Raw genomic sequence first — 19,610 nt, 5'->3', positions numbered from 1 at the left:
TAATATGGCATATAATACCCTTTCAGAAATAGACAAAATCTACCAGTCCCAACTTAAAAACAAATCGGCTATAAAACATAGTACCACTTATAAAAGAATAGGTTGGATCAAGAAATTATTAGATACCATCAATAGGGAAGAAAAGGCCATTGAGCAGGCTCTATACCAAGATTTTCATAAATCTGGAATTGAAACGGCCATTACTGAGATTTTGGTGGTACAGCTGGAGCTGAAACATATCACCAAGAAACTGCGTGGCTGGATGAAGGACAAGAAGGTTCGTCGTTCATTGGTGATGCCCAATGTCAGCGCCTATTTGCATTATGAGCCCAAAGGAAACGCTTTGATCATTACGCCATGGAATTACCCCTTTCAGCTCCCGTTAGTCCATCTGGCGGCCTGTATTGCCGCAGGTAACACAGCTATACTAAAGCTCTCTGAATTTTCTCCGAATAGCAACCAAGTCCTTAAAAAAATAATAGCCGAAGTCTTTCCAACTGATCATATTGCAGTCATTGAAGGAGCTGTTGAGGAAACAACCCATCTCCTGAACCTAAAGTTCGATCATATCCATTTTACAGGTTCGTCCAAAGTGGGAAAGATCGTAATGGAAGCTGCAAGTAAGCACCTCACGGATATTACCTTGGAACTTGGTGGTAAGTCTCCAGCGGTAATCGATAAGAATGTGAATCTGAGGCAGGTCGTTAAAAACCTGATCTGGGCCAAGTTTATCAATGCAGGTCAGACCTGTATTGCTCCAGATTACATCCTTGCCCATAGGCATCAGAAACAGCAGCTTGAAGAGGTTTTTAAGATCGAAATCGAAGAAGCTTTCGGTAAGGATGCGTTTAATTCACCGGATTATGCCCGAATAATTAACGAAAAACAGTTTGAAAGGCTTAACCAAGCTCTAGACTCAGCAAAACAATTAGGAGCTAATATCATTGCTGGAGGCAAGACCGATGGAAGGACCAAGTACATTGCACCAACGGTAATCACCAATGTGGCCGCCAATAATCCGCTCATGACGGAGGAGATCTTTGGCCCCATTCTGCCCATCGTATATTATGCACAGATTCAAGAAGCCATTGACTTTATCAATGCTAAGGAAAAGCCATTAGCATTGTACGTGTTCAGCAAAGATTCAAATTTCAATAAACATATTATCCGGAATAGCAGTGCTGGATCAACCTGCATAAATGATGCGGTCATCCAGATCATGCAACCTAACCTTCCTTTTGGAGGAGTAAACAATTCTGGTTTGGGACAATCCACGGGTTGGTATGGCTTTAAAGCGTTCTCACATGAAAGAGCCGTTGCCGATGTCAAGATCATCCCGCTGTCTTCTATGTTCTGGTATCCTTACACGGAAAAGACCAGTAGGATGTTGCAATGGATTAGTCGTTTATTCTAGCCAAATATCTTGTTCCATAGGCTCTTCTTGATGCCTACATAAAAATCCCCGTCTTCCTTTTTCAAAGGATAGATCCGGATAAAGTTATGTTGAGGTTCATCTCCTTTGCCAGACTCCAGATTGAATCGATGCCGGTGAAAGGGACAGACCAATTTACCTTCTTCGCACCATCCTTTTGTCAGATCTGCTCCTGCATGCGGACAGCGACTTGAGGTAACCGATAGGACATCTCCCTCTTTGATCAAACAGAGCTTTTTACCTGCCACATGCAAAGCCTTGACATAATTACGGCTCTCATCAATTTTCACAGGCACTTTATGCCATTCCAAATCATCATCTTCAAAATTCTCCATCAGTTGCAAGATTTAATAATTTATAGCAAGTTAAGAAATGACATCAACAAAAAAGAGGCAAACCCTTGGGGATGCCTCTTATATTTTCAGCTAAAGTTTAATTCTAAACGAATTTCTTAGCATTTACTTTACGCTCGTTTTCAGTAAGGTAGATCTTACGCAAGCGGATACTTTGAGGAGTAACCTCGATGTATTCGTCAGCTTGGATATATTCCATACATTCTTCCAAAGAGAATTTAATTGCTGGAGCAATACGTGTATTGTCATCAGAACCAGATGCACGCATGTTTGTCAATTGCTTTCCTTTAGTCACGTTGATCGTTAAATCGTTGTCACGGATATGCTCTCCCAAAACCTGTCCTTCATAGATCTCAACACCTGGATCAACGAAGAAACGACCACGGTCTTGTAATTTATCGATTGAATAAGCCGTTGTAGAACCTGTATCTAATGAGATCAATACACCAGCCATACGACCTGGAATTGTTCCTTTCCAAGGCTCGTATCCTTTCAGACGGTGCGCCATTACAGCCTCACCAGCAGTAGCTGTCAATACGTTGTTACGTAATCCAATGATACCACGAGAAGGGATAGAGAATTCAAGGTGTTGCATTTCGCCTTTTGTTTCCATGATCAACAACTCACCTTTACGTTGAGTTACCAATTCGATCACTTTACCAGAAACTTCAGCAGGTACATCTACTACCAACTCTTCGATTGGCTCATGTTTCTGACCGTTTATTTCTTTAACGATTACCTGTGGTTGTCCTACTTGTAATTCATAACCTTCACGACGCATTGTTTCGATCAATACTGACAAGTGAAGAATACCACGACCGTATACCAACCATGCATCTGGAGAATCTGTAGGAACAACGCGTAATGCTAAGTTCTTTTCTAATTCTTTTTGAAGACGGTCATAGATGTGACGTGATGTTACGAATTTACCTTCTTTACCAAAGAAAGGCGAGTTATTGATGGTAAACAACATGTTCATTGTTGGCTCATCAATGTGCATTACTTCTAATTGCTCTGGGTTTTCAAAGTCTGCAATGGTGTCACCGATTTCAAAACCATCGATACCTACTACAGCCACGATATCACCTGCATGAACTTCTGAAACTTTAACACGACCAAGGCCTTCAAACAATTGAAGTTCTTTCACGCGAGATTTTACAATCTTGCCATCACGTTTTACCAATGATACCGGTTGGTTTTCTTTGATTGTTCCTCTTACCACACGGCCGATCGCGATACGACCAACGAATGTAGAGTAGTCCAATGAAGTTACTTGCATCTGCAATGTACCTTCAGATATTTTAGGAGCAGGAATATGTGCAATGATTGCTTCCAACAATTCGGTGAAGTCAGTCGTTGGTTTAGTCCAGTCAGTTGACATCCATCCTTGTTTTGAAGAACCGTATAATACAGGGAAATCCAATTGATCTTCAGTAGCACCTAAGCTAAAGAACAAATCAAATACATTTTCGTAAACCTCTTCTGGACGACAGTTCTCTTTGTCTACTTTGTTTACCACAACAATAGGTTTGATACCTAATGCTAAAGCTTTTCCGGTAACAAATCTTGTTTGAGGCATCGGACCTTCAAAAGCATCCACCAATAGAACAACACCGTCAGCCATTTTCAATACACGCTCAACCTCACCACCGAAATCGGCGTGACCTGGAGTATCAATAATGTTGATCTTGGTGTCTTTGTATTTAACAGATACGTTTTTAGACACGATGGTAATACCACGCTCACGCTCCAAGTCGTTGTTATCCAGGATTAATTCCCCTGAATTTTCATTGTCCCTGAATTGATTGGTGAAGTGTAAGATCTTGTCAACTAGGGTAGTTTTACCGTGGTCAACGTGCGCGATGATCGCTATGTTTCTGATATTCTGCATTGAGCAATAATGTGTTATTAAAAATAAGAGGTGCAAAGATATACATTTTGCACCTCATTTTTTACTAATTGCTATTAATATTTTATTAGCATGTCGTTTATTTATGATTAATTCTCAAACAGTTGGGTCAAAAGCAGGGATATTTTGGTTCTTCCTGATAAGGAAATGAACCGCTTTCTAAAGGACTTTTTTCGTAAGGAAAGATGTTTGTTTATTTACAGAACCCCCAGAGCGGGTGAAATCTTTTTGGAAAAGCGACTCTTTTAAAGAGAACCGCATAGTGGGGGTTAAAAATTTTTCAACACATCCCTTTTATAGGATCAAATCATTAATAAATAGTTTGCTCATCTTACGATTTTGCAATGACAGCGATCCATAAATAAAATAAAGAATAGATTCTTCGTTGACACTTTGAATCCCACTATGGCCCAACTGTGATTCTTAACAATTCGTGAAGAATCTTTACGGTTCTCCTCTATAAAACCCTGTCATTTTTCACCGAAGGTACAAGAACCGCACGCCAATATATCCTACGTTAATTTGATTTTAGGAGTGCAATATTCCGAGATGTTTCGTGTCTCAACATTAACAGCCAGGTTGAATTTAGCGCCATGAAATGTTTGATATCTCACATCCCACATCTCAAATCTCTCTCCCCTATATTCCCGCCGAATTAAACTGCAGGTCATACAATTTCCTATAATAACCCTCTAGCTCCAACAGCTCATGGTGCGTGCCGATTTCCTTGATCTCACCCTTATCCAGAACAATGATCTTATCCGCTTTCTGGATGGTGGATAACCTATGCGCAATCACGATAGAAGTACGGCCTTCCATCAGGTTCTCGATGGCATTTTGAATCAATTCCTCCGTTTCCGTGTCAATGGAGGAGGTTGCCTCATCAAGGATCAGGATTTTTGGATCATGAACTAAGGCCCGGATAAAGGATATTAGCTGCGCCTGACCGGCAGAAAGCGTCGAACCTCTTTCTTGGACCTGATAGTTGAAGTTCCCTGGGAGTCGCATGATAAAATCATAAGCACCGACTTTCTTAGCAGCATCCTCAATAGATTCAAAGGATATATTAGGGTTGTGCAGATTGATGTTGTTCAGAACCGTGTCTGAGAACAGGAAGACATCCTGCAGCACGGTGGCAATGGTCTGACGTAGGAATGTCAGATCATAATCCTTGATATTAACACCGTCCAATAAGATCTCTCCTTTTTGGATTTCATAGAATCGGCTCAGGATATTGATAATAGATGATTTTCCAGCACCCGTCGCACCCACTAAAGCTAGAGTTTCACCCTGCTCCACATGGAAGCTTACGTCTTTCAATACCCATTTCTCATCATTATAGGCAAACCAAACATTTTTAAAGGTAATCTCTCCCTTTACATGTTCCGGTTTGTAATTTCCTTCATCTGGGGTGAATTCATCGGTATCTAGCACATCAAAGATACGCTCAGCAGAGACCATTCCCATCTGAAGGGTGTTGAACTTATCGATTAACTCCCGTATTGGTCTAAAGATCATGTTGATGTACATGATAAAGGCGACCACTACACCCGGAGAAATGACATCGGCCAAGATCTGTTTGGACCCGTACCATACCAATAGACCTGTTGCAATGGCCACAATAATTTCCAATACCGGAAAGAAGATCGAGAAATACCAATTCGCTCGGATATGCGCATTTCTATGTTCCGCATTGATAGCCTTGAATTTGCGCATCTCTTGGTCTTCTCGGGCAAAATATTGGATAACGCTCATGCCAGAGATATGTTCCTGTAGAAAGGTATTCAGATTGGAAACCCATAGCCTGACACTTTGGAATGCTGACTTCATGGCTTCCTTAAAGATATAGGTCGCAGCAATCATCAGTGGCATAGGAATCAAAACGACCAAGGTCAATTTCCAATCCGTATAGAACATTACCCCTAGGATAACGACCAACTGCAGAAGGTCACCAATAATTTGGATCAGACCTTCCGAAAAGATATTGGCAATGGTTTCCAGGTCAGAGATGGTCCTGGTGATCAATCTACCGATCGGGGTATTGTCGAAATATTTTAACCTTAGGTTGGTGATATGGTTGAAAACCTGGATGCGGATATCCCGGATGACGGATTGCCCAAGGGTATTGGTCATCAGGGTATGGAAATAACGGATGATGGTTTGCGATATCAAAAGGGCAAACATCAATAAAAGCATGTTAGTCAATCCTTCCCCTTTTCCGGATAATATATAATGGTCCAAGGTATATTCCACCAAAAGCGGAAGGGCAGGAGCTACAGCTGCGAGTAATATCGTTAGTATAACGGAAACCCAGAAAACAGGCATATAGGGACGGATGTATTTAGCTAACCTTCCCAGTAGTTTACTGTCGTATGCATTTCCTGAAATTTTGTCTTTTTCCAAAATCTTCGTTTTAATCAATATATGGATAATGAACCTCTGTTAGGTAAAGCCCACAGGCCGGAACCGAAGTGCCAGCTTTAGAGCGATCCATACTTTGAATTACCTCTTTAATATGTTCTATAGGTTTCTTGCCTAGGCCGATTTCCATCAGGGTTCCAACTATTGCCCGAACCATGTTTCGCAGAAAACGATCTGCAGAAATATGGAATACCAATCTTTCGCCTTCCCACAACCATTCTGCACGTTTAATATCGCAATAATTGGTGAATACTTGTGTGTTCGATTTGCTGAAACAAGAAAAATCTTGCCTACCTAACAAATCTAGGGCTGCAATGTTCATTTTTTCAACATCCGGTTTGTCGCGCAGCTGCCATGAAAACCCATGTTGAAAGGGATCCTTCTGGAAATGTACATGGTATTCATAACTCCTTTGCGTGGCATCAAAGCGAGCATGGGCCTCTACAGCTACCCCAATCAAGCGTTTTGCTGAAATGTCAAAAGGCATCAGGGCATTCAGGGAATGGACAAACCTCTCCTTGTTCTCCAAAACATGAGCATTACTGGAGAAATGAACAAATAGCTGTTTGGCATGCACCCCACTGTCCGTACGTCCTGCGCCTATCGTTTCTACTTCTTCGCGAAGTAAAATCGAAAGAGCTTGGTTCAGTTTTTCCTGAACAGAGACAGCGTTATCCTGGATCTGCCAACCATGGTAGGCCGTTCCATTGTATGCTATTTCCAAAAAGTATTTAGGTATTTGTTCTTCCACCATGCAAAGGTAATTAATATCAAATTAGCTCATATGCGCAATTATAAAGATCAGGTAAAAAATTAAGGCAGGTCCAGGATTGTACCTGTTCCAGATGAATGCCTTGTACTTGAATACAAGTACATAATTTACCACTTATCTGGGTATGTTTTTGCGTGCTAATTAGCTCTACCTTAGTCCAATAATAAAACTCATAGATCATGAAAAAGGTAATAATCATACTAACATTATTTTTAGGCTGTACATATGCAGCTTCTGCTCAGGGATTTTTGGACAAAATCGACAGAGCATTGAACAAGGTGGAAAACACATCCAATAAGGTAGACAATACCTCGAATAAGGCCGGACGTATTGGCGGTAAATTAGGTGGGCTTTTAGGTAAAAAAGGCGATAATGCCGCTGCTGGCGAACTGGTAGTCTTAATTGAAGGGGTAAATCTTGCTGAATTGAAAACCATTTCCTCTGGATTGGAATCCAATAAAAAGGTTTCTGATGTGAAAATGAAATATAAAGGATCAGGTTCGACATTAAATGTACAGTTCAAAGGCGATGCTGAAGAGCTTTTTGAGGTGCTAAAGAAAACTAGCCCTTTGATAACCGATGAATCGGTGCAGGCAATCGAAGATGAAGGTATTGCTATAAAAATCGAAAAATAGTTTATCTTTATACACATCATGCATAGGCAGTGATTTTCACTGCCTATTTCTATTTAATAAAAACCTACAGATAAGCATTATTTATGGAAGCTAGGTGCAAAATATTGCCAATCCTGCTGCTATTGTGCCTACTTGTTCCCACAGCTAAAGGAGAACAGGTAAAAAGGCCCTATCAAGCAGAAATTGATAGCCTAGAAAAAATCATAAAAACCGACCTAAGTGTTGAAGAGAAAGCTTTTAATATCTTTGAACTGTCTTTTTACTACTCCTATTCAGATTCTGCCACAGCCCACATTTACCTGAAACAGGGTCTCCTGTATAAAAATGAATTTCCCGTCGCCAATGGGATGGGCAAAGTATACGAAGGACTGTTTTATATGGATTATGACCTGCCAAAAGCGATCCGTCTATTCGAAGAAGCCGATGCAGAACTGGCCAAGATTGAGGGAAACAAAGCGAAATGGCTAAGGGCTAAATTATTGAATAATATGGCTTCGGCCTACCAATGGCAGGATAAACATATCAGGATGTTGGAAATCTTGGTCAATAGGGCGCTGCCAATGGCCAAGGAAGCCAATGATGATATTATCACCGGAAATATCCTCTATAAGATCGGACTGAATTTCTGGAACAATCTACAATATACTGAAGCCAATAAATATCTATTGGAATCATTGGAGCACCTGAATAAGGGAAAATATGACCCCTATACCATGAATGAGGTATATAAGCTTCTGGTCGTTTCCTTAAATGCAATGGATGATAGTGTCATGTCTGAAAAGGTCATGTTAAATTATGAGAAATTTATCAAGAGGCATAAAGGTTCCTTGCCCTTAAGCGACTATCATTTTGTGCATTCGGTCTACAATCGATTTAAAAAAAACTATGATGTATCGCTCATCCATATGGATAAATCCATTGAATACCTTAAAAAAGAAGGGGAGCCAAACCCTCGTGCCTTGACCAGTTTATATTACCAAAGGGCACTGATAAACCTCAGCAAAAAGGATTTTCAGTCTGCATTCAAGGATTTGAATGAATATGTCGAAAAAAGGATGGATATAGGTTATACTTTCTTTCAGGACAGTTTGAACATCGCCATCGCATTTGTCAAAATCTATGAAGGATTAAAGGACTATAAAAAAGCCATGGAATGGGTGAAAAAGAAGGATGTCCTTCAGGATACCATGTATAACAGGCGGATCAGGGAGTCCTTAATGGATTATGAAGTAAAATATCAGACCCTCGAGAAAGAAGGTGAGATCCTTTCCTTAAAGACAGAACGGGAGAAAACCGAGAGCGATATCAAAAACACCCGTATCATCATTGCCTTGGTGGCGATCATCCTGTTATTGATCGGATATTTCCTGTTCAAGAATCACCAGAAAAACAAAAGATTGCTGCAGCAACAAGAAATCAACAATAACCAAAAGCTACTCGAGGAAAAGCAAAAACAAAAACTGCTGTCCCTTGATGCCATGTTGCATGGAGAAGAAAAAGAAAGGAACAGGCTCTCTAGGGATTTGCATGATGGCCTAGGCAGTATATTGGCTTCTATCAAATATAAAATCTTGGACACTCAATTGTCCAATCCAAATGATAAAGTGAATTCCATTTTAGTCGATATGGATTTTGCCATTACAGAAATGCGAAGGATTTCCCATAACCTTATGCCTGAATCCCTGCGTCGTTTTGGTCTTGCCGTATCATTAGGTGACCTGTGTAAGAGTCTGCAGAATTCCAATACCAAGATCGAACTGCAATTATATGGATTGTTTAATGTACTCAGCCAAGAACAGCAGACCCATATTTACAGGATCATTCAAGAATTGATCTATAACTCCCTGAAACATTCGGAAGCCAAACATATCTTGGTGCAATGCAGTGTCGAAGATAATGTGGTATTTATTACGGTTGAAGATGATGGCAAGGGTTTTAAGTCCGATCAAATAATGGATGATTCAAAAGATGGAGTGGGTTTGACCAATGTAAAAATTAGGGTGAATTACCTCCATGGTAAATTGGATATCCGCTCCGAAGTAGGCAAAGGAACGAGCATCGATATTGAGATTCTGGTGTAACTGTATCAGAAACCCACGGCAATGAACCATTTACCATGCAGAAACCAAAATCTATTTAAGTTGTTTGTATTATATTTGCGATATAAATAATCTATAAATATGATACAGCGTATTCAAACCGTTTGGTTATTGCTTTCAAGCCTAGTTTTATTTGCTCTTTTCATGTTCCCTTTTGTAGGCTACATTGATTTGGTAGGACTTGGAAAAAACATCTATGTAACTGGCGTATATTCCTCAGCAAATAACGTTACAACTAAAGAAACTGGCTTTTTATTGATGACCATTGCTACTGTGGTTCTGGCTTTGATCCCCATCTTTATCATATTCCAATATAAAAACCGAAAACTGCAGTTGAACCTGATCTTAGTGCAAGTGGTATTGATCTGTTTATTTGCTATTTGGATGTTTATCACAGCAAACAACATCCTTGATCTGATCAATCAGCATATTGGAGCTAACAATATTGGTATTGGATTTTTCCTTCTGCCGATTTCTATTCTATGCTTATCCTTTGCTATTCGTGGAATCAGAAATGATAATAAATTAATTAAATCAGCCGAAAGGCTTCGTTAATTCGAACGTATGAAACAAATTATATGGTTTCTTGGACTTGCTGTGGTGTTTTTTTTACCAAAAAATTCGCAGGCCCAAGAAGATCCTAACTTAAATGTTGTCGATGATATTCAGTTTGACCTAAAGTCGGTAACGGCATCTGGTGACACCTTAGTGGTTGATCTGTTTGCCATATCTTATGACAAGAACCCTAGGGAATTTAGGCTGAATGTATTCGCTACTGCATTGATCGATGCGCAGGAAGAATCGCATATGTTAACCTCCGTGCAGATCGATAGGGTAATCGTGCAGCTTTCTGATAGGGAAAATTACCTGAATTACCTGTTACATCAAGACAAACCCGTCAATATCAAATTGAAATTGACACCTATGACAGAAGAAATAAAGAACGCGAAAATGGTTAAAATCGTTTTCAATGCCTTGGAAGAGGAAGGCCAATTCCTCGATGCATTTATAGATCTTGAACAAGAAAAGGAGCAATAATGCTCCTTTTTTCGTTTATGGATTGTTGTAATAACCTTTTAATAATGACATGGTTGCTAAATCTGTGTTTATAGGTATTTAGACTTATATTTATTTTCTAGAAAAATCTTTTTTTGCGACATTCTGCCCTGGAAGGGCAGAATTATTTTAGCATTGGTAACGAATAATATAGGGTTAATGCAAAAACGATGTTCGATTAATCGAACATCGTTTTTGCGCTACATCTAGGCTAACGTGCCATGCCAGCTAAAATAATGGAACCCCTATGGGGTTTTAAAAAAATATTTTTTTGCCTTCCAATTTGCTGTCATCACCTTCCGATAAATTTAGTCCAAATTTTTACTACTCGGTTTGACTTATTGGATAAGCCTATACTTCTTCTCTTTCCAGCCTTTCCAATTCTTCGTAGTTCTTCTCCAATTTTTTGACCAGCCTGATATAGATCAGCTTATAGATCCATTTTACGAAAGCAATCATGGCCCATCCGATTAGGAAAATGACGATTCCCAGGAAGGTAAAAAACAAGATGTTATGGCCAACGGATTTATGGATGACGTCCTCTTCCCAAATCATTCTCAGAGCGGTTATTCCCAATCCGACCAAAATCATGTAAATATTGAAGCGAATATAATAGGTAACTGTTTTTCTGGTTAGCAAAATATTGGACAAAAGCTCCTTGGTATTATTGGTGTTCTTTATCTTTCTATAAGAATTGAAAAAGGAATAAATAAAATAAAGGATGATGATATAGGAAACCACATCAATAAAATTCGTGAGCAGTTCCAGCGGATAGGGCATTTTTTCTGGGTCCGTGTCAGAAAGAAATACGAACACATTTAATAGTACCCCAAGAAATAATTCGATGATGCTGATAATAAAGATCCATTTCACTAGGGAGGATGAACTCTTGTGCAACATATTTCGGATTTCCTCCTTGTTTACTTTAGGAAAACCCTGGTCTTTTTGCCAATGTTGTTTTAGAAAATCTAGTTCATCCATTAAACCACTCCTTTCTTTGTTAGCATTTCTTTCAGTTTGTTCTTGATTCTATTCATTTTGACCCGGGCATTAACTTCGCTGATCCCTAATGTTTCTGAGATCTCTGTATAGTCCTTGTCTTCGAGGTACATATAGACCAAAGCTTTGTCGATATCATTCAATTGCCGTACGGCATCATATAGGTGTTTTAACTGGTCTTCAGTCTCCGAATTGTACTCCTCATAGCGGATGTTGGCTAGGGATTGATCCCAATCAACGGTCGCAATCTTTGTCTTTTTACTTCGATATAATGATATGGCCGTATTCAAGGAAACCCTATAGGCCCAAGTGGAAAACTTTGACTCACCTTTGAACCTTGGATACGATTTCCACAATTGAATGACCATCTCCTGGAACAAGTCCTGGTGGGATGCCAGATCTGCTGTGTAAAGCTTGCAGATCTTGTGTAGGATGTTCTGATTATCCTCCAAAAGATTTACAAATTCTTGCTCTAGGTTCTCAATCATTTATTGGTATTTGTCGACAATAGTAAGGTATTGTTACAACATGTAGATACATTTTTTTAAATTCGCTCAATGGCAAAAACAAAATCAGCATATTTCTGTCAATCATGTGGATATGAATCTCCAAAGTGGTTGGGGCAATGTCCTTCCTGTAAGCAATGGAATACCTTTGTGGAAGAGGTTGTGGAAAAGGCATCTAGCCGTGTTCCCGAATGGCGAAGTACCAGTACAGGTCCTGGAATACAGAAAAGAACGAACAAAGCTGCGGTCATCCATGAGATTGTGTACTCCGAAGAACAACGGATCCTGACTCCTGACAAAGAATTCAACCGTGTTCTAGGGGGAGGAATTGTGCCGGGTTCATTAGTGTTGATCGGCGGGGAGCCGGGAATCGGGAAATCTACTTTGATGTTGCAATTGGCCCTTTCCATTCCTAAGGTAAAAACACTTTATATTTCTGGGGAAGAGAGCGAACAGCAGATCAAGATGCGAGCGGAAAGGCTAGCCCAAAGTTCCAATGCGAATTGTTATATCCTGACCGAAACATCCATGCAGAACATCTTTAAACAGATCGATCAAGTGGAACCCAATGTGCTCGTCATCGACTCCATACAGACTTTACATACTGCCCAGATCGAATCGGCTCCCGGTTCGGTATCTCAGGTCAGGGAATGTACAGCTGAACTGCTTCGATTTGCCAAAGAAACCAATACTCCGGTATTTATTGTTGGCCATATCACCAAAGACGGATCTATTGCAGGACCAAAGGTATTGGAACACATGGTGGATACCGTATTGCAGTTTGAAGGAGATAGAAACCATGTATATCGAATCCTGAGAGCAGTAAAGAATAGATTTGGATCTTCTTCGGAACTGGGGATTTACGAAATGCAAGGCTCAGGTCTAAGGGAGGTTTCCAATCCATCGGAAATTATGCTTTCGCAAAGGGAGGAACAGGTCAGTGGAATTTCCGTAGCAGCGATGTTAGAGGGCATGAGGCCGCTGATGATCGAGGTGCAGGCTTTGGTGTCCAATTCAGCATATGGAACGCCTCAGCGGAGCTCTACCGGCTTTGACACGAAAAGGTTGAACATGCTCTTGGCGGTACTTGAAAAACGCTTTGGATTTAGGTTAAGTGCTCAGGATGTATTCTTGAATATCGCCGGAGGATTAAGGGTGGAAGACCCAGCAATCGATCTAGCCGTGATTGCAGCGCTTATTTCCTCTCAGCAGGATATAGCCCTCCCGTCTAATATCACTTTTGCAGCTGAGGTTGGCCTGTCTGGAGAAATCAGGGCGGTAAACCGGATCGAACAGCGAATCCAAGAAGCCGAAAAATTAGGTTTTGAACAGATCTTTATCTCAAAATATAATACCAAAGGATTGGATGTGAAAAGATATCAGATCCTGGTCAGGCCAGTGGCCACCTTAGAAGATGTCTTCAGAATATTGTTTGGTTAGATAAGGCATAAATAAAAAAAACTCCGAGATAATTTCCCGGAGTTTTTTTATGATGTTTTTTGCTTATTTAATGACTTCAGCAAGTTTAGCCTCAAGAGCTTCACCTCGAAGGTTAACTGCAATGATCTTACCTTCTGGATCTAAAAGGAAGTTTTGGGGAATACCCTCAATTCCATAGAGTTCCACTACTGGTGAATGCCAGAACTTAAGGTCAGAAACTTGGGTCCATCCTGAAAGATTATCAGCTTTAATAGCCTCTAACCAATCTGTTTTACCATTTTCACGATCTAGGGAAACACCGTAGATAGTAAAGTTCTTGTCCTTAAATTTATTGAATGCAGCAACTACATTCGGGTTTTCATGACGACATGGTCCGCACCAGCTTGCCCAGAAGTCAATCAAGACATATTTTCCACGTAAAGATGATAATGCAACCACTTTACCGGTTGTATCAGGCAATGCGATTTCTGGAGCTACTGATCCAATGGCAACCTTCTTTTGTTTCTCGATCTTTGCTGCCAAAGCTTTTCCACGTGTAGAATTTTTTAAAGCAGCAGGAAGCTTTTCATAAGCCGGCGCTACCACATTATTTACGGTTTGCGCACTTACCATTTCATCCAATAACCCTAAAGTCACATAACTGCCTGGATTATCTTTGATGAATTGCTCGTTCAGCTGAGTTTGTTGTTTGAATAATCCTTCAGCCTTTCCTTGCAGGTTCGTCAGGAATTGCTCGTCCTGTTGTTGGTCAGGACTTGCCGCTTGGTATTCCTTGTTTAATGCTTCAAACTGATCTGTTACCGCTTTAATTGATGCTTTGTATTTGCTGAAATCAGTATTGATCTCATTTCCTGAGATTTCAGCGGTTGCCATTTTATCCCCAGTAACCTTGATTACCCCTTTAGAAAGGTAAAGCATGGTCATATCCGGTGTTTCAATCTGGTTCAATGGTTTGCCATCGGCAGATAATATCATCTGTGCCTGTGTAGGCTCTGATACAATACCATTGTAGGTAAACTGTCCTTTATCAACATTAGCAGAATCAATATGGCGTTGTCCGCCGTCTACATACATCAAATACACTTTCGCTGGCGCATTCACATCCTTTATATTTCCTTTGATGGAAAAGTCCTCTTGGGCAAAAAGCAAAGTAGGGACTGCTGCCAGTACAGCTAACATTGTTTTTTTCATATCTATTGTTTTACGTTTTTTACTATAGTACATTAATCGTTCCATTACCATCTTCCGCTGGCACCACCGCCGCCGAAGCCACCGCCTCCGAAACCTCCGAAGCCGCCGCCTCCACCGCCGCCGAAGCCGCCGCCAAATCCACCACCATCATTATCGCCGCCACCACGGCCCAATGAGTTCAATAATGTCCACCAGAACAGGTCAGATGAACCTCGACCACCCATTACCTTACCACCGCCATTTTTGCCGCCACCTCCAGATTTGGAAATAATGGAAATTAATATGATGATACCGATTACAATGAATATGATAGGCACTCCACCGCCACCTTCTGTCGAATAGCCGTCCCGAGGGTCAGCCTGATATTCTCCTCTGGTATAGGATATCAATGCATTTGTTCCATTGTCAATGCCTTGGAAATAATCTCCTTGGCGGAAGGCTGGTTTGACCTCGTTCTCAATGATGCGGTAAGCAATGACATCAGGAACTGCACCCTCTAATCCGTAACCCGTACGGATAGTGACTGCACGGTCTCCAAGGGCAACCAAAAACAAGATACCATTATCATATTTCTTGTTTCCTACGCCCCATTGCTTGGCAAGGCGATCCCCATAGTCTGCAATGTCGTAGTCGCCAGTGCTATTCATGACCACGACCGCAATCTGAATACTTGAGGAATCTTCAAATGCCAATAACTTCTGTTCAAGCTGTTTCTTTTGGTTGGAACTCAGGGTATTTGTATAATCCGTTACTAAATCCTTCGCTACAGGAGGAAAATCCTGTGCTATGGCTTGTAAATGAAATATTAAGCCTATAAAAAAGCTGAATAATATACGGGTTGAAAATTTCACAATTTGTGATGTTTTCTGCATAAAATTAAGATTTACCGAAATAAATATCATTCGGAAGTTCATTCACGTCATCCGATCTCCGCGGGAAATACCTGCCTAATTGCTCACCGGCCTTTTCGATGCCAGCAATCAAACCACTGACATAATCTCCCTTTCTAAAAGAACCTAACATCAGGTCTTTTGTAGATTCCCAAAAATTCTCCGGAACTTTCTGATCAATACCGGCATCGCCGATAATGGCAAATTGATGGTCATCCGTCGCCAGGTAAATCAATACCCCATTGCGCAATGCCGTCTGATGCATCTTGAGCTTTTCAAAATAATCCTTTGCCAGGTCAATCGCTTCCTTGTCATGAACCCTGCGCTCAACGACCAGACGGATCTCTCCCGATGTCAGGTTCTCCGCTAGGCTGATTGCATGTTCTATTTTCTCTTGTTCTTCTTGATTGAATATCTCCATGAGGCTTTAAAATAGAAAAGATGAATGCAGAAGTGAAAGCCCCCAACATTCATCTTTACGTTATGTCAACAACAATAAAAATTCATTAAAACTGCACTGTAGGCGCTTTGTCAGAACCTTCAGTCGCTTTAAATGTTCCTTTTGCCTTGAATCCAAAGATTCCTGCCATAATGTTGTTCGGGAAGCTACGAACAGTGGTGTTGTAATCCTGAACCGCTTCATTGTAGGCTCTGCGCTCTACGGAAATACGGTTTTCAGTACCCTCCAACTGTGCCTGTAACTCCTGGAAATTCGCATTCGCTTTCAAGTCCGGATAAGATTCTACGCTTACCAATAATCGTCCGATGGCCTGTGAAAGTCCATCTTGGTTTTGTTGGAAATTAGCAATCGCTTCCTCGCTCAAATTGTTTGGATCTACTTGTACGGAAGTCGCTTTAGCACGAGCCTCTGTTACAGCGGTCAATGTACCTTGTTCATGCTGTGCAGCTCCTTTTACAGTGTTTACTAAGTTAGGGATCAAGTCCGCTCTACGTTGGTAGGCGTTTTCAACTTGTGCCCATTTTCCTTTTACATTTTCGTCCTTGGATACCATGGTGTTGTACCCACAAGAACTGAAAGAAAGAGCAGTTAATAAACCTACAAATACGATTAATAATCTTTTCATGTGTATTGTTTTTACAAGTAATATTTAAAAGTAAGAATTTGTTTTCACAAAAAAGCAATATCAAATGACATACCAACTCTTCCTAAACACGAAATTCTGTCAGTTTTTGGTATCTTTGCCAAGATTTTTGGGATAAAACCCCAACAGACTATGCAAAAAGAAATTGAAATTGCCATTAGTCCTGATTTTGTTCAGGATGAGAAGAGAATCCGCGCTGAAGGAGCCAAAAAACTTCGTGTTCCAACTCATAAAATCAATGGTTTCCATATCCGTAAGCGTTCCATAGACGCTCGTGGAAAGCAAGTGCTCTTCCGTATGCGGGTCGTCTTCTTTATCGACGAACCTGTACAACTCCCTGATTACCATACTGCACTTAAAAACGTAAAGGACGCTAAGCCCGTGATTATCATCGGCGCCGGTCCTGCAGGACTGTTTGCTGCCTATCGCTGCATTGAATTGGGGCTGAAACCTATCGTGCTGGAAAGAGGGAAAAAAGTGCAGGACCGGAGAAGGGATCTTGCCAAGATCAATCGCGAAGGCTTCGTCAATCCGGAATCCAATTATTGTTTTGGTGAGGGTGGTGCCGGAACCTATTCCGATGGTAAGTTGTACACTAGGTCCAATAAACGTGGCGATGTGCAACAGGTCCTTTCCATCTTTGTGGAACATGGTGCAACCGAGGACATCTTAGTAGATGCCCGACCGCATATTGGAACCAATAAATTGCCACATATTATCGAGAGTATCCGCGAAAGAATCATTGAAATGGGCGGTGAGGTTCATTTCGACTGTAAAGTCACAGATATATTAGAGCAGTTCGGCAAGGTAGAAGGGGTTAAGACCGAAAGTGAAGGGATCATAAAAGCAGATCATGTGATCGTCGCAACGGGCCATTCCGCACGCGATATCTTTGAGCTGTTCCGTTCAAGAAATTGGCTGTTGGAAGCAAAACCTTTCGCCCTGGGTGTTCGCATCGAACATCCCCAAGCGGTCATTGATTCAGCCCAATACCATTGCTCCATCCGTCCGGAGAACCTTCCGCCTGCATATTACAGTCTGGTCGAACAAGTGGACGGCCGCGGTGTGTTTTCATTCTGTATGTGCCCCGGAGGTATAATCGCTCCATGTGCCACCGATCAGGATGAAATCGTGGTAAATGGCTGGTCTCCTTCCAAAAGAAATAATCCGCATGCCAATTCAGGTACCGTTATCCAGATTAATCTGGAGGATGTTGTGGGTTCAGATCAAGATCCGTTTGCCCTATTGGAATTTCAGCGACATATTGAACAGAAAGCCTTTCAACTGGGCGGAGGCAATCTCGTTGCCCCAGCACAGCGAATGGTGGACTTCGTACAGAACAAAGTTTCCCTTGATCTTCCCGAGAATTCCTATAAACCCGGAACACGTTCGGTAGATCTGCGTGAAGTGTTGCCAAAATTTGTGCATACCGCATTACAAGGGGCATTACCGATCTTTGGAAAGAAGATGAAAGGGTATTATAGTAATGAAGCAATTTTGGTAGGGGTAGAGTCCAGGACATCATCACCGATACGCATTCCAAGAGATAAAGATAGCTTGCAACACCCGCAAGTCTCTGGTTTATACCCATGTGCAGAAGGTGCTGGTTATGCAGGTGGAATTGTATCTGCCGCGATTGATGGAATGAATTGTGTGGATGCTATCATGGCCACGCTATAATTTCACAATTATTTGCAAAAATATCACGCTTAATGTTGACAAGAATCAAGTATTATTGTATTTTTGTAGCACTTCAAGCGAAAGTAGCTCAGTTGGTAGAGCACAACCTTGCCAAGGTTGGGGTCGCGAGTTCGAATCTCGTCTTTCGCTCCAAACAAAAGCTTCCAAATATTGGAAGCTTTTGTTATTTTAGGGAATGGCTACTTATAAATCCAAATGGGATAATTTTTACCTCCTGATCCTTTTTGCAATCTTAATACCAATGTTTACGGGGATTTTGGCTATATCGAAAGCACCCTTGTCAAAGTATTTGACAGTCCTTCCAACCTTAGTAGCCTGCGTTCTCGTTTTTTATCTGATTACTTATTTCACGACCTCCTATAAAATCGATTCTGAATATTTAAGATATCGCTGCTTAGTGTTTTTTGGAAAGGTCAAGGTCAAATCGATTAGGCGCATTGAGGTTGGCAAAAATTTATATAGCGGTATGAAACCAGCAACCGCCATGAAAGGCCTGATTATCTATTATGATAAATATGAAGAGGTCTATATCTCGCCAATAGATAATGAGGAAGTTGTCAATGCCCTCCTGAAATTCAATCCCCAGATTGAAGTTAGTTATCATAACAAGAAGCAGGATTAGATGCTATATTTTAGCGGTTTTCATTGGGCAGGGTAATAAAAGAGGGGTGAGGTGGATGGATGGAATTTTGGCTAAAATAATTGAACCCCTAACGGGGTTTTCTACGTGCCATTGATATTGATGGATAAATGTTATTGATTACCATGCCACCCTAAAGGGGATTGTTTCGTGCATTGATGTTGGTTGATATTTGGTATTGATCGCCCTGTCACCCTGGAAGGATGAAATTATTTTAGCGATGGTGTTTGAAGGGTACTACCCCTCTAGGGGTTGCAATATGTTGAATCACTGGAATGTCGGCATTGAATAATCAAACCCCTAAAGGGGTAATCCTAGTTGTCCCGAAATTGCTAAAATAATTGAACCCCTAACGGGGTTTTCTACTTGCCATTGATATTGATGGATAAATGTTATTGATTACCATGCCACCCTAAAGGGGATTGTTTCGTGCATTGATGTTGGTTGATATTTGGTATTGATC

At 41.0% G+C, this 19,610-nt stretch carries 18 protein-coding genes and 1 tRNA gene; 9 read left to right on the top strand and 10 right to left on the bottom strand.

The features are described 5' to 3' along the window. Nucleotides 1-4 precede the first annotated feature (4 nt). Nucleotides 5-1,414 (top strand): aldehyde dehydrogenase family protein, encoded by a 1,410-nt coding sequence (locus ACWICE_RS03080; protein ID WP_454297606.1) that lies wholly within the window; start codon nt 5-7, stop codon nt 1,412-1,414. On the opposite strand, the gene ACWICE_RS03075 is transcribed toward ACWICE_RS03080, so the two are convergent. From ACWICE_RS03075 to truA, 4 genes are all read right to left on the bottom strand, one after another. Next, complete coding sequence (locus tag ACWICE_RS03075; protein ID WP_093100153.1) at nt 1,411-1,767, bottom strand: Rieske (2Fe-2S) protein; 357 nt, start codon at nt 1,765-1,767, stop codon at nt 1,411-1,413. The genes ACWICE_RS03080 and ACWICE_RS03075 overlap by 4 nt on opposite strands. 103 nt (nt 1,768-1,870) lie before the next feature. Next, entirely contained in the window at nt 1,871-3,676 is a 1,806-nt protein-coding gene (gene typA, locus ACWICE_RS03070; protein ID WP_185212900.1) for a translational GTPase TypA, read from the bottom strand. 657 nt (nt 3,677-4,333) lie between these two features. Further along, nucleotides 4,334-6,019 (bottom strand): ABC transporter ATP-binding protein, encoded by a 1,686-nt coding sequence (locus tag ACWICE_RS03065; protein WP_454297721.1) that lies wholly within the window; start codon nt 6,017-6,019, stop codon nt 4,334-4,336. A gap of 88 nt (nt 6,020-6,107) precedes the next feature. Then, nucleotides 6,108-6,869 (bottom strand): tRNA pseudouridine(38-40) synthase TruA, encoded by a 762-nt coding sequence (gene truA / locus ACWICE_RS03060; protein WP_185212903.1) that lies wholly within the window; start codon nt 6,867-6,869, stop codon nt 6,108-6,110. Between the two features lie 197 nt (nt 6,870-7,066). On the opposite strand from truA, the gene ACWICE_RS03055 reads away from it, so the two are divergent. From ACWICE_RS03055 to ACWICE_RS03040, 4 genes are all read left to right on the top strand, one after another. After that, complete coding sequence (locus tag ACWICE_RS03055) at nt 7,067-7,522, top strand: hypothetical protein (protein WP_454297605.1); 456 nt, start codon at nt 7,067-7,069, stop codon at nt 7,520-7,522. An 83-nt stretch (nt 7,523-7,605) separates the two neighbouring features. Then, nucleotides 7,606-9,603, top strand: a complete 1,998-nt coding sequence (locus ACWICE_RS03050) for an ATP-binding protein (protein WP_454297604.1) — start codon at nt 7,606-7,608, stop codon at nt 9,601-9,603. A 99-nt stretch (nt 9,604-9,702) separates the two neighbouring features. Then, on the top strand, nt 9,703-10,176 hold the full coding sequence (locus ACWICE_RS03045) for a DUF4293 domain-containing protein (RefSeq protein ID WP_185212906.1): 474 nt from the start codon (nt 9,703-9,705) through the stop codon (nt 10,174-10,176). Between the two features lie 9 nt (nt 10,177-10,185). Beyond that, nucleotides 10,186-10,659 carry a hypothetical protein gene (locus ACWICE_RS03040; protein WP_185215780.1) on the top strand — a complete coding sequence of 158 codons (474 nt, stop codon included), beginning with the start codon at nt 10,186-10,188 and terminating at the stop codon, nt 10,657-10,659. 369 nt (nt 10,660-11,028) lie between these two features. Here the strand turns inward: ACWICE_RS03040 and ACWICE_RS03035 are convergent, their stop codons facing one another. Together ACWICE_RS03035 and ACWICE_RS03030 are read right to left on the bottom strand one after the other, a co-directional pair. Further along, nucleotides 11,029-11,658, bottom strand: a complete 630-nt coding sequence (locus ACWICE_RS03035; protein WP_185215781.1) for a hypothetical protein — start codon at nt 11,656-11,658, stop codon at nt 11,029-11,031. Next, the gene (locus ACWICE_RS03030) at nt 11,658-12,164 is read right to left on the bottom strand and encodes an RNA polymerase sigma factor (protein WP_185212909.1); all 507 of its coding nucleotides are present in this window, start codon (nt 12,162-12,164) and stop codon (nt 11,658-11,660) included. Before ACWICE_RS03030 ends, ACWICE_RS03035 begins: the two co-directional genes overlap by 1 nt. 69 nt (nt 12,165-12,233) lie before the next feature. On the opposite strand from ACWICE_RS03030, the gene radA reads away from it, so the two are divergent. Then, on the top strand, nt 12,234-13,622 hold the full coding sequence (gene radA, locus ACWICE_RS03025; RefSeq protein WP_185212910.1) for a DNA repair protein RadA: 1,389 nt from the start codon (nt 12,234-12,236) through the stop codon (nt 13,620-13,622). A 63-nt stretch (nt 13,623-13,685) separates the two neighbouring features. Here the strand turns inward: radA and ACWICE_RS03020 are convergent, their stop codons facing one another. From ACWICE_RS03020 to ACWICE_RS03005, 4 genes are all read right to left on the bottom strand, one after another. Next, complete coding sequence (locus tag ACWICE_RS03020) at nt 13,686-14,813, bottom strand: TlpA disulfide reductase family protein (protein ID WP_254526650.1); 1,128 nt, start codon at nt 14,811-14,813, stop codon at nt 13,686-13,688. Nucleotides 14,814-14,857: 44 nt separating this feature from the next. Then, a complete protein-coding gene (locus ACWICE_RS03015) occupies nt 14,858-15,685 on the bottom strand; it encodes a TPM domain-containing protein (protein WP_454290598.1) in 828 nt (275 codons plus the stop codon). Between the two features lie 4 nt (nt 15,686-15,689). Further along, complete coding sequence (locus ACWICE_RS03010; RefSeq protein WP_454290599.1) at nt 15,690-16,124, bottom strand: TPM domain-containing protein; 435 nt, start codon at nt 16,122-16,124, stop codon at nt 15,690-15,692. An 85-nt stretch (nt 16,125-16,209) separates the two neighbouring features. Further along, nucleotides 16,210-16,788: a LemA family protein gene (locus ACWICE_RS03005; protein ID WP_254526649.1), complete on the bottom strand. Its 579-nt coding sequence runs from the start codon at nt 16,786-16,788 to the stop codon at nt 16,210-16,212. 150 nt (nt 16,789-16,938) lie between these two features. Here ACWICE_RS03005 and ACWICE_RS03000 point away from each other — a divergent pair, with 150 nt between their 5' ends. The 3 genes from ACWICE_RS03000 to ACWICE_RS02990 all read left to right on the top strand — a co-directional run bounded on the left by ACWICE_RS03000 (nt 16,939) and on the right by ACWICE_RS02990 (nt 19,129). Next, nucleotides 16,939-18,486: an FAD-dependent oxidoreductase gene (locus tag ACWICE_RS03000; RefSeq protein ID WP_454297603.1), complete on the top strand. Its 1,548-nt coding sequence runs from the start codon at nt 16,939-16,941 to the stop codon at nt 18,484-18,486. Nucleotides 18,487-18,563: 77 nt separating this feature from the next. Beyond that, nucleotides 18,564-18,639, top strand: a tRNA-Gly gene (locus ACWICE_RS02995). Nucleotides 18,640-18,682: 43 nt separating this feature from the next. Further along, nucleotides 18,683-19,129 (top strand): PH domain-containing protein, encoded by a 447-nt coding sequence (locus ACWICE_RS02990; protein ID WP_454297602.1) that lies wholly within the window; start codon nt 18,683-18,685, stop codon nt 19,127-19,129. Nucleotides 19,130-19,610: the final 481 nt, after the last annotated feature.

This window comes from Sphingobacterium sp. NPDC055346 (genome assembly GCF_053645235.1).
Note: the sequence above shows the minus strand (reverse complement) of the source record. Positions and strands in the feature narration are given on the sequence as shown.